This is a genomic window from Methylocucumis oryzae, from assembly GCF_000963695.1.
In the GTDB taxonomy this organism is placed as follows: Bacteria; Pseudomonadota; Gammaproteobacteria; order Methylococcales; family Methylomonadaceae; genus Methylovulum; species Methylovulum oryzae.
In genome coordinates this window covers 1-11,455 of sequence record NZ_LAJX01000034.1, presented here as the reverse complement: position 1 = coordinate 11,455, position 11,455 = coordinate 1, and the positions used below count along the sequence as shown (strand labels likewise).

7 protein-coding genes and 1 pseudogene are annotated in these 11,455 nt (G+C 41.8%); 6 read left to right on the top strand and 2 right to left on the bottom strand.

Annotation, left to right across the window (positions count from 1 at the left end):
- Positions 1 to 156: 156 nt before the first annotated feature.
- Positions 157 to 1,359, bottom strand: a pseudogene (tyrS, locus tag VZ94_RS04470) (tyrosine--tRNA ligase).
- Positions 1,360 to 1,654: 295 nt separating this feature from the next.
- On the opposite strand from tyrS, the gene VZ94_RS04465 reads away from it, so the two are divergent.
- From VZ94_RS04465 to def, 6 genes are read left to right on the top strand one after another with little or no spacing between them, the layout of a single operon-like run.
- Complete coding sequence (locus VZ94_RS04465; RefSeq protein WP_045778320.1) at positions 1,655 to 4,351, top strand: SpoIIE family protein phosphatase; 2,697 nt, start codon at positions 1,655 to 1,657, stop codon at positions 4,349 to 4,351.
- A gap of 2 nt (positions 4,352 to 4,353) precedes the next feature.
- Positions 4,354 to 5,487, top strand: a complete 1,134-nt coding sequence (locus tag VZ94_RS04460; protein ID WP_045778319.1) for a PhnD/SsuA/transferrin family substrate-binding protein — start codon at positions 4,354 to 4,356, stop codon at positions 5,485 to 5,487.
- Between the two features lie 49 nt (positions 5,488 to 5,536).
- Positions 5,537 to 6,451, top strand: a complete 915-nt coding sequence (locus VZ94_RS04455) for a 1-aminocyclopropane-1-carboxylate deaminase/D-cysteine desulfhydrase (RefSeq protein ID WP_045778318.1) — start codon at positions 5,537 to 5,539, stop codon at positions 6,449 to 6,451.
- The gene (locus tag VZ94_RS04450; protein ID WP_045778317.1) at positions 6,448 to 7,107 is read left to right on the top strand and encodes a class I SAM-dependent methyltransferase; all 660 of its coding nucleotides are present in this window, start codon (positions 6,448 to 6,450) and stop codon (positions 7,105 to 7,107) included. The genes VZ94_RS04455 and VZ94_RS04450 overlap by 4 nt, the downstream gene beginning before the upstream one ends.
- 13 nt (positions 7,108 to 7,120) lie before the next feature.
- The gene (ppk1, locus tag VZ94_RS04445) at positions 7,121 to 9,211 is read left to right on the top strand and encodes a polyphosphate kinase 1 (RefSeq protein ID WP_045778316.1); all 2,091 of its coding nucleotides are present in this window, start codon (positions 7,121 to 7,123) and stop codon (positions 9,209 to 9,211) included.
- Positions 9,208 to 9,738, top strand: a complete 531-nt coding sequence (gene def, locus VZ94_RS04440) for a peptide deformylase (protein WP_045778315.1) — start codon at positions 9,208 to 9,210, stop codon at positions 9,736 to 9,738. The genes ppk1 and def overlap by 4 nt, the downstream gene beginning before the upstream one ends.
- A gap of 44 nt (positions 9,739 to 9,782) precedes the next feature.
- Here the strand turns inward: def and VZ94_RS04435 are convergent, their stop codons facing one another.
- Complete coding sequence (locus VZ94_RS04435) at positions 9,783 to 11,207, bottom strand: coiled-coil domain-containing protein (protein WP_045778314.1); 1,425 nt, start codon at positions 11,205 to 11,207, stop codon at positions 9,783 to 9,785.
- Positions 11,208 to 11,455 lie beyond the last annotated feature (248 nt).

Here is an 11,455-nt window from a genome sequence, read left to right as displayed (position 1 = left end):
AACTTCCTTTTTCCATTCCCGCTTCCCTTTCCCTTCTCCCCACCAGCGCCTCTCTGCGCTGAAGAGCTGTGCATTATATACCCTCAACTCAAAGTGTCAAGGATTAATTTTAAAAATTTTTTAAAATTTTATACTGTATATAAAATTATTTTTAAACTAATTCAATAACTTGACTTTCGCAAACTTTCTTTTCCCAACCTGATAGATATGCTCAGAACCAATACTTATCTCACGCCTTGCATCTTCGATTTTTTCACCATCTATCTTAACAGCCCCTTGATTAATCATTCGGATAGCGTCAGATGTACTTGCTGTTCAACCCCGCATCTTTTAATAGACTGGCAATCCCATAACTCTGATTAATAATTCTCAACTCAATTTGCTCAATTTCACTGGGCATTTCTCCTCGTTGAAATCGGGCTTCAAAATTTTCTAAAGCTTTATTAGCTGAATTTACATCGTGAAATCTTGTAATTAATTCTTGGGCTAATTTAACTTTATAGGCTCGAGGGTTTTCACCTTGCTGGCAATTCAACTTCCATTGCTGAATGTCTGCGATGGACTCAAAACTTAATAATTCGTAGTAACGCCACATTAGCTCATCAGAAATTCGCATAACTTTACCAAACATGTCATCCGGAGCATCGGCAATACCTATATAGTTATTTAACGATTTAGACATTTTTTTGCACACCATCTAAACCTTCAAGAATAGGCATAGTTATAACTACTTGAGGCTGTTGGCCATATATTTCTTGTAATTGACGACCTACTAGTAGATTAAATTTTTGATCCGTCCCGCCTAATTCAACATCAGCCTGCATCATTACCGAGTCATATCCCTGGATTAATGGATATAAAAATTCATGAATAGCAATGGGCTGGCCGCTTCTATATCGCTTACTAAAGTCATCTCGTTCTAGCATTCTTGCCACAGTATGCTTAGCCGCTAATTGAATTAAATCAGCGGTTGACATAGCCCCCATCCATGAAGAATTGAATAGAATTTCTGTTTTCTCTGGGTCTAAAATTTTAAAAATTTGTTCTTGATAAGTTTTAGCATTGGCTAAAAACCTCCTCTCTACTTAATGGCTTACGTGTCGCACTTTTGCCAGTAGGGTCTCCTATCATGCCGGTAAAGTCACCAATTAAAAATAACACTCGATGACCTAAGTCTTGAAATTGCTTGAGTTTATTAATTAAAACCGTATGCCCTAAATGAAGATCAGGGGCCGTTGGATCAAACCCTGCCTTTATTCGCAACATCCTATTTTCTGCCAATTTCTTGACAAGCCCCTCTTTGACAAGAACCTCATCAACACCTCTTAAAATTTGCTCTAACTCGCTATTTGGTAACATGACTTTCCCAGTCCAGGATAATATTGATTATTAACTTTGAAAAATAGCTAACTATTTAAAAAACTAAACTTTTAGACTATTTGACCGCTTTATTGAATTCAGTTCGCATTATCAACAATTTTGCTTTACTACCATTCTGCTCAGTTTGATAATGAATACGTTTAAATCTGTCAAATATAAACTAAAATCAACATAGTGTCTTAGCAAGATGCTGAACCCAAAATAATAAATAATGATTTGCATGGTTGCTAAAGCCAGTAAATCTATTGATAACTATAAAAGTGAGGATATATAAATGCAAGAATTTCTACGACGCATTATTGGTCACATGCTTGACCAATATGCAACGGTATTAATGGTGCTTGGCGCAGTATCCACCGTTACTTATATCGTCTTAATTACTGACATCAGAAGCCAAGAAGGAAATGCTCGCTTAGTTAAGATGAGCGCAGAGCAAGCACAATTAGTCGAAAGCATTAATTTTTTACTTAGCCAAAAAACGTACGCTAAAGATAAGTTTGAAATCCAAAAAATCGATAACAAAATCATTGCCAACATGACCCAATTAGATCAAGCACACGCTTCACTTAGTGCAGGTGACCGCTTTATCCGTGAAGGCGAACGCTTAGTTCATGTCCCGGGAATACTATCCAGCGACTTAAGAATTTTATATTTCGACAAAACAAAACCGCTAGACACGCAAATGCGTACCTATATCGCGACTGTACGCCAATTGTATCGACAACCTGCGGGTAGCCTACGAATAGATGACCCTGAGTTGCAACGGTTATTTCATACAATCTCTATCCCGCTAATAGAAGATTTAAATAGAGCCAGCCAAATATATCAACGTCAAAGTGAGTTTATGTTAGGTAGCACGACTAACAAACAGCACATGATGTTCATGATTTCAATGGCAACACTGATATCGGTAGGACTCTTGTTATTACAACCTTTAGTCATAAAACTTAAAGAAAGTGCATTAAAAATGCAACAAGAGAAAAACTTTGCTGATAACGTAATTAATACGACTCAAGCATTAATCATAGGCCTTAATAGCAATAGACAAATCGTATTATTCAACCACTACGCAGAAGAAAACAGCGGCTGGTCTGACAAAGAAGTCCACGGCAATGACTTCTTCGAGCAATTCATGCCTGATGACCAAGAAGGTGAACTGGCAACCCTGTTTAGCGACATGATGTCTGGAAATACTGAGTTCGCAGACCCCATAGAAACGACTATGTTAGTCAGCACCGGGGATGTACTCAATATTTTATGGAACCCAACCGTAGTAAAAGACCCCGTATCACAACAACCCGTGATGTTCTTAGCAACAGGTCTGGATATTACCGAACGTAAAATTGCTGAACAAAAAGTTATTAAAGCTAACGCCGAATTGGCTCAACTTAGCTCTCGTCTACAAGGCGAGGTTAACCTGGCAGCAACGTTACAACGCTCTATCCTACCACAACCAACGATAGAATTACCGGGCGTACAAGGTTTAGCTAACCTCTTAACATCGAGTGAGGTAGGCGGCGATTACTACGATTATTACTCTGTAGGTGGTCACCATAGTATTTTATTAATTGGTGACGTAAGCGGTCACGGGGTAGCGGCAGGAACGATGGTGGGCGCGGCCAAAGCCGGTGTTTATCCATTAATTCATGAGGGTGTTACTAACCCAAGCGAAATATTAAACTCATTAAATGAAACGATGCGGGTAACAGCACAGCAATCGTTATTAATGACTATGGCGTGTTTAAGTTTGGACGCCAGAACCGGTAAATTAATTTTTGCCAATGCAGGCCACGTACTTCCATTTATATTACGCAAAAATGCAAACCAATGGGAAATGCTAGAAGCGTCTGGCTTACCTTTAGGTAAAAGTATTGACTCCGATTACTTTGAAACTGCTGTTGAATTAACATTAGAAGTAGGCGACCGCTTATTCTTATATACTGACGGTTTAGTTGAAGAAGAATCTCCAACAGGCCAAGTATTTGGTTATGATAGATTAGAAGCCATTCTGAATGCCAATACAGCGACTGAACATCCTGAAGTTCTGCGCAATACTATACTCGAAGCACTGAGACGCCATTGCCGAACCAACGTGTTTACCGATGACGTAACCATAGTCGTTATTGAGCATAGTGACCGCGTTATACAAGCCGTCGCTGACAATGAAGTCAGTGATATTATCCGAATTTCAGAAAACTATTACCGCCACGGCGACCACCCCATTCCACGTATATCTAAAGAATATGTAGTCTTCTTAGCCGAGCACGGCTATTCCGACTTATTAAACCGCTTTAAACAAGACGGTATTTGTCGAATTCTTCCTAAATACAATGAATTTTGCCATAAGCTAGGCTGGGAACATCTACTTGCTCAACATCATGAGTCGTTTAATGATGACTTGTATGCATTAATGCCACACAATGCTAACTCTCGTCAGTTCCAACTTACGCACACTGAAGACAAAATGTTTATCATGGAAGAAATTAAATCATGGCTGGATGACCAGCACCGGTTAAATAAAGACCATATCGATGCACTGATTGTTATTCTCGACGAAATGACGGAAAACAGCTTATATGCCGCACCTAGAGACGGTAAAGGCGTTGCTTATTACAGCAAAGGCGAATCCAGAGAATTATCTGCCCATGAGGAAGTACGCATTGATATTGCATTGTCCGATGACATGCTAGGTCTAATGATTACCGATAACTGGGGCACATTAACCCCAGCCGTTTTCTTGAAAAACTTAGCGCAAGCCATGGAAGAAGGGGTTGAAGCAGGCATAGGCGGGGTAGGTTTATATATGATGTGGCGCTTATCAGATTACTTACAAATACGCGTCCACCCGCAAAAACGCACACAAGTCACAACACTATGGGATATTAAAAATTCCGTCGATATGAATGTGGATTCCGGCGTGCAATTTCTCTATCACAGCGAACTAGAAACTGCTTACTTAGAGAGGGCCTAATCATGAATATGGCAGTCAAATTTAGCATTGAACCGGTTACCGGACAGGATTTTCATTACAACTTAGTAGGCTCTATCGACGCCCATGCGTCAGAAACCTTAAATACTTTATATGATATACCCGCAGAATCACATGTCTTACTCGACTTTAGCCAAGTTGAGCGTGTTAACTCTATGGGCTTATCGCTATTGCTGAAGTTATTTGAAATCTGGGAAAGCAAGCGGATTAAAATCGAAGTACAGCATCTTGATCGCATGATTAGTATGCTATTTAAAATTACCGGCTTAGGACGCTTTATCAAAGACGGTAAGGCTGGCCCAGCGACACCAGCCTCAACAGCTAACCCTGAACCACCGAGGCATATTGAGGCCAAAATAGCCGCTACCACATCAACACCAGCTAGCACAGCAAGTGATAAGCTCAATTTTGTAGCCAGCTTACAAACAGGGCAACAGCTAACAGGCTGGTATTTATTGAACACTTACCTACAAAGACGGTTAAAGCAAGCGATACATTTTGAGCAGGCCAACGACGTATTAAATCCTAATTTCACCGATTTATTATTTGCCAAGCCATTTGAAGCCTGTCAAATGATTAATAATCACGGCTATATCCCTGTCATGCGCCCAATTACTGACACCGATGAAGTGGTCATTTTGACACGTGCCGATGACGATAGAGCTTTAGCGGATTACCCCAATGCAATAGTCGCAACGGCGAGCAAAGATAGCTTCGTCTATTTGCTCGGTAGATTTTTATGCGATGAAAACGACTTGGATTCCGAACAGCTGCAATTCGACTTTTCTGGCAACGAGATTAAAGCATTACAAATGCTGATTAGAAAAAAAGCAGATTTAGTATTTATGCTGAAGAAAGCATATGATGGCTTATCGTCATTTAGTCGAAACAGTGTTCGTTTACTTGACGAAAGTCGTACTGAATTTGCCCACCATTTATTTTGCGTGGCGCCTCACTTAACCGGCCATATCTCGGAACTTTCTAATGTACTAGGCGATATGGTCCAAGACGAGCAAGGCAAACAAATTCTCGTGGATATTCAAATGCAAGGTTGGCAAAAACCAGAAGAAGAAGCAATGGCGATGTTACAAATGGTTTACCGCCGCTATGCAGGTTAGCTATAGCGGTTTGCCTACATTACTGGATTTTAAATAACCACCAGCAACAATGCCATGTGTTGATACAAGATTGCTTAAATTAGAGCAAGCCTTTAATCCGGCGCCGTTAATTCAAGTACATGATAAGCTGTTCTCACAGCACCGTATCGAGTTATGGTTAAAACGGGATGACTTACTGCATCCCGTTATTTCTGGCAATAAATGGCGTAAGCTCAAATACATCCTCAACCATGCGTTACAATCTGGTTGTAATGAATTGCTCAGCATGGGTGGCGCTTATTCTAACCACTTACACGCTTTAGCCTACGCTGGTTATCAGTTAGGTTTATCAACACAAGCTTATATTCGCGGCGAAGAGCCACAATCTCATAATGCAACGTTAAATGATTTAAGCCAGTGGGGTATGCAGCTTCATTTTATATCTCGCTCCGCTTATAAAAATCTGCGTAATTATAAAAACTGGCAAGACCTTCCTGGTATTCAGCGCCATCAATACTGGATACCCGAAGGCGGCTCTACCTCTTTAGCAATGGCAGGCGTTGCAGAATTAGCACAAGAACTTCCAGCGGATGTCCACTACCTGTGTGTCCCTTGTGGCACAGGCATTACATTGGCAGGGATTATCAAACACATAGACAATAAAGCAAACGTTATAGGCTTTGCAGCCTGCAAAAATGCTGACACTATTATTTCTGATTTACAAACCTGGTTAACACCCGCACACCACTATTGGCACCTAAATTTAGACTATCATTTAGGTGGGTTTGCCAAAATCACCCCTGAATTAATCGCTTTTATGCAACAAATTGAGCAGCAAACAGGCATTCCACTTGAACCTATCTATACCGGCAAAATGCTTTACGGTATTTACGATTTAGTCCGTCGAAACTATTTTCCTGCTGGTAGTAAAATTGTTGCCATACACACAGGTGGCTTACAAGGCAACCGAGGATTTCAACGGTGAAACGACAAGCAGAACCAGAACTCATGGAAGACAGTGCGCAAGTGTATGCGTATGCACAAGCCGATTTTAGCGCACCGCATACTGAATTTATTAACCGGCTACAGGCTTTTATCAATAATCCTTCATTTAACGGCTTAGTGCTTGACTTAGGCTGTGGGCCGGGCGACATTAGCTTAAAATTCGCCCTTGCCTTTCCAAACAGCACAGTACATGCCATAGACGGCTCTAAAGCGATGATAGACTACGCACAAACATTATTAATCAATAACAATGTGCAATTAGAATTTATCCACGGCAAACTACCCGAAGCCACTTTGCCGTGTTTAGCTTATGACCTCATTTTCAGCAATAGCTTGTTACACCATCTAGCAGAGCCAATGACGCTTTGGCATACGATTAAACACTATGCTAAGCCTGGCGCACCTATTATGGTGATGGACTTGCTAAGACCGAACTCGCCCACTGCCGCGCAAACCTTAGTTGATACTTATGCCGCTCTTGAACCCGAACTATTGAAACACGATTTTTATCACTCGCTACTGGCAGCTTATACACAAACTGAAGTTGAGCAACAATTGGTTAGCGCGCAATTGAACTTTAATGTCGAACAAATCTCTGACCGACACTTATTGATTACAGGTATGATGCCCTGTTGAGATTGGAACACTCATGGAATTAACTACAGCAAAACCTAATATAGCAGCTAATAACCCCGAGCTTTTTATCAACCGAGATTTAAGCCTGCTAGAATTTAATAGACGGGTATTAGCACAAGCCAAGAACGACGCTGTTCCACTGCTAGAACGGCTGAATTATTTATGCATTTCGTGTTCCAATCTCGATGAATTCTTTGAGGTTAGAGTCGCCAGTATTATTGAAATGGCAACCATAGATCCGAATGCATTAAGCCCTGACGGCTCAACGCCAGCGGAGCAGCTCGCGCAAATCAGTAAACATGCACATGAATTAGTCGCTGAACAATATAACGTGTTAAATGAGGTTTTAATTCCAGAACTGTCACGCCAAAACATTAATTTCATTCGCCGCAAAGACTGGACAGAGACCCAACACAAATGGCTGTCTAATTATTTTAACGACGAATTATTACCCATCTTAACGCCAGTAGGCCTAGACTCGGCCCACCCATTCCCACGTATTTTAAACAAAAGCTTAAATTTTATTATTTCGCTAACGGGTAAAGATGCTTTTGGCAGAAACAGTGGTCGGGCAATTTTACAAGCACCTAGAGCCTTACCACGAGTGGTGCAGTTACCTCCTGACGAAACGCGTAGCGGCCAGCACGACTTTGTGTTTTTATCATCGATTATTCATGCGTTTATCGACGACTTATTTCACGGCATGACCGTAAAAGGCTGTTATCAATTTCGTGTTACCCGTAATAGCGACTTCTTCGTCGATGATGATGCGATTGATGACTTATTGCTCGCCGTACAAGGTGAACTCGCTATGCGTAATTACGGGGATGAAGTACGTTTAGAAGTCGACGCACAATGTCCAGAAGATACCGTCAATTTCTTATTAGCCCGCTTCGGCTTAACTCGCGATAGGCTTTATTTAGTCGATGGCCCGGTAAACCTAAACAGAATACAAGAAATTAACCAGTTAGTAGATAGACCTGAACTTAAATTTTCACCCTTTAAACCGACGATACCTGCGCAATTAGCACGCGAAAAAGACATGTTCGCGGCGATTAGACGCAATGATATTTTACTACACCACCCTTTTGAATCGTTTGGCCCCGTCGTCGAATTCTTACGTCAAGCGGCAGAATCACCGCAAGTATTAGCGATAAAACAAACCTTATACCGTACAGGTGCTGATTCACCTATCGTAGCCGCACTGATTAATGCCGCTAAAGCCGGTAAAGTTGTTACCGTCGTGATTGAATTACGCGCTAGATTCGATGAAAAAGCGAATATCGACTTAGCAGCCAAGCTACAAGAGGCCGCTGTACATGTTGTTTATGGCGTTGTAGGCTACAAAACTCATGCCAAAATGTGTTTAGTATTACGCCGCGAAGATAAACAACTACGCTCTTACGTGCATTTAGGCACCGGTAATTATCACCCAAAAACAGCCAAGCTTTATACCGACTACGGATTGTTTTCTTGCGATAAGGAATTAGGAGAAGATGTAAGACGGGTTTTCGCGCAACTCACGAGTCTCGGCAAAGTCACCCGCTTAAACAAATTATTACAATCACCTTTTTCATTACACAAAGGTTTACTAGAAAAAATCGAACGCGAAATAGAGCATGCTAAAAATGGTAAACCGGCTAAAATCATCATGCAAGTTAACGCGATTGTTGAAGAACAGTTAATTCAAGCATTTTATCGAGCATCACAAGCAGGCGTACAGATTCATCTCATCGTGCGCGGCGTCTGCTGCTTACGTCCAGGTATTGCGGGTATTTCTGATAATATTGAAGTAAGAGCCGTGATTGGACGCTTTTTAGAACACGCACGGGTTTATGTTTTTGCTAACGGCGGCGAGCAGGAAGTGTACGCATCAAGTGCGGATTTAATGAGCCGAAATATGTTTAAGCGCGTTGAAATCTGCTTCCCTATCGAAAACAAAAAATTAGCCGCACGGATTGTTCGTAATTTAGACTTATATTTACACGACAACAGCCAAGTCTGGTTATTACAAGCCGATGGTAGCTACCGGCTGATACAGAAAAATTCTGACGAAAAAACCCTACAAGCACAAACTCAACTTCTTAGCGAGCTGCAAGCATGACGTCATCTAACCCTTTAGAAATTGCTCAATTGGGCGCCGAAGTATTGCGCTTAACAGCAATGCCGGTTGAAAATATTAGCGCACCCGAAACGCAACAGATAATCACGTTAATGCTAGAGACACTCAGCCAATCAGAAGGCGTCGGTATTGCCGCCCCGCAACTTCATGTCAACCAACGGATTATCGTGATTGCCTCAAGACCGACTAAGCGCTATCCTTATGCGCCATCAATGCCAGCTACCGTCATGATCAACCCATGCATTACTGCGCACTCGGAACAACAAGAAAAAGATTGGGAGGGCTGCCTAAGCATACCCGGCATTCGCGCCTTAGTGCCTCGCTATATAGACATCGAGGCTACCTACATCGATTTAAAAGGTGAACCCCAATCAACCCGTTTAACCGGCTTTCCAGCCCGGGTTTTTCAACACGAATACGACCATTTAGACGGCTTAGTGTATTTAGATAGAGTCACTGATAGCCGAGACATTATTTCAGAAACAGAGTTTTTCAAACGTTTAGCCTAGGAAACTGCACCGCGAGATTAACCTGCGCGGTGCACTATCGCCGATTAAGGCTTAAAATGTTTAATTTTATCAACGAAATCTTTAATCGATTTAGTAGAAACTTTCTCTGCGACCACAACAGGCTCAGGCTCACTGACTTCCGGCTGAACTACTGGCATGGGCGGCTTAATAGCCGACACTTTCTTAACTAAACTTTGCCATTGCTGTTTAATATCATTAGGTAAATGCGGAGTCGCCACTGGCGCTACCGTAGGCTCTGCGCTACTTTCTGGCTTAACAGTCGGCTGTAAAACCTGCTCAGCTACCGGTTTTTGCTGCTCGCCTCGCTCGTTTAATAAATCTTGTAAACGGTTAATATGGCGTTGCTGCGCGGCTATTTCATCCGTTAGCTTGGCAATCTCTGCTTGATAATGGGTGTGCTCAATAACAGGCGCCGGTTCAGGTTGAGCCACCTTCACTGGTTCCGTCTCAATAGTCTCGGTTTTATCACTACCCAACTCTGGTTTTACCGCTTTCATCCATCTTGCCAGAGGATTCGCAGGCTTTACGTCAACGCTCTCTTGCACAGCCGAAGCGGCAAGATTTTCAGAAGACTGCACACTGTCATCGATAGCAATCGTGGCTGACTCAGCAGGTTTCGTAGCACTAGCGGCTAATTGTGCCTCTAATACATTTAATTGATGGACAGTTTTATTAAGCTCAGTAAATACTGGAATTCGATTAAACGCCAATTTGCCGAAATAAGCTTTATAAGCCTTATGCTTGTTTTGCAACTGACGCGTTGTTTGTTGCGCTAACGTTAAAGCACGCTCAGATACGCTCAATTGTCGCTTAACATCATTGAGCTCAGCAAACACCTGAATTCTATTAAGCGTTAATTTATCAAAATAAGCTTTATATGCAGCATACTTACTCGCTAATTGCTGCAGTTCATGCTCAGTCTTGTCTAATGTTTGCTGCAATAATGGGTCAGCGGCAAGCAATTGTTTTGCTTGCTCAGCAATCACCGCACTGCTGCGCTCTAACTCCTCATCTTTTTCTACTAATAAATTTTGTTGTTGTGCTTTTTCTTGCTGTAAATCTTGTATCAACTGTTTTTGCGCTTCAAGCTGCTGGTTTAACTCTGCCGATTCCTGATTCAATTGCTCTAACTCTGCTTCTAAACCCGTAGCCCTTTGACTTTCTGAGACTAGCTTTTGTTTTTCAACCGTTAATTGCTCGGTTTTCTCAGCCATCTCGCTTTGTAATGCTTGCGCTTGAGTTAATTGATCAGTCAATTGTGCATGTTGCAATGCATTAGATTGGATTAAATCTTGCTGTTCAGCTTTTAATCGCTTAATTTTTGCTTGATGACCCACCGATAAAAAACCAATGGTTAAAACTGCCAACACGAATACGCCTAAAGCAACAGCTAACGCAAGCGTAGCGCTGTTAGGGTAAGATTGAATAATATCTAAGTACTTTTGCATACCCCCTCCAATTGAAAATAACACTCTGTCTTTTATTGTTTTTTTGTACAGCTATAGAATACTAACTGATAGTTGATTGCTACGTCCAGCATCAAAATGCGCTAAGTATCGACGAGCCAATCATTTTTTATGGCTACCAACTTAAGCCGGGACAGGGCACACGAGCGCAGGACGCCGTAAATACGTCCCTGTAGGCTTGGCGGCAGCATCCCTGCTGCCGACACCTGAAGCTACAAGGATGTGGTGAA

Excerpts from the sequence above, each read along its gene's own strand:
- VZ94_RS04460 (WP_045778319.1), top strand. The coding sequence starts at position 4,354 with ATGAATATGGCAGTCAAATTTAGCATTGAACCGGTTACCGGACAGGAT.
- VZ94_RS04465 (WP_045778320.1), top strand. The coding sequence starts at position 1,655 with ATGCAAGAATTTCTACGACGCATTATTGGTCACATGCTTGACCAATAT.
- VZ94_RS04435 (WP_045778314.1), bottom strand. The coding sequence starts at position 11,207 with ATGCAAAAGTACTTAGATATTATTCAATCTTACCCTAACAGCGCTACG.
- ppk1 (WP_045778316.1), top strand. The coding sequence starts at position 7,121 with ATGGAATTAACTACAGCAAAACCTAATATAGCAGCTAATAACCCCGAG.
- def (WP_045778315.1), top strand. The coding sequence starts at position 9,208 with ATGACGTCATCTAACCCTTTAGAAATTGCTCAATTGGGCGCCGAAGTA.
- VZ94_RS04455 (WP_045778318.1), top strand. The coding sequence starts at position 5,537 with ATGCCATGTGTTGATACAAGATTGCTTAAATTAGAGCAAGCCTTTAAT.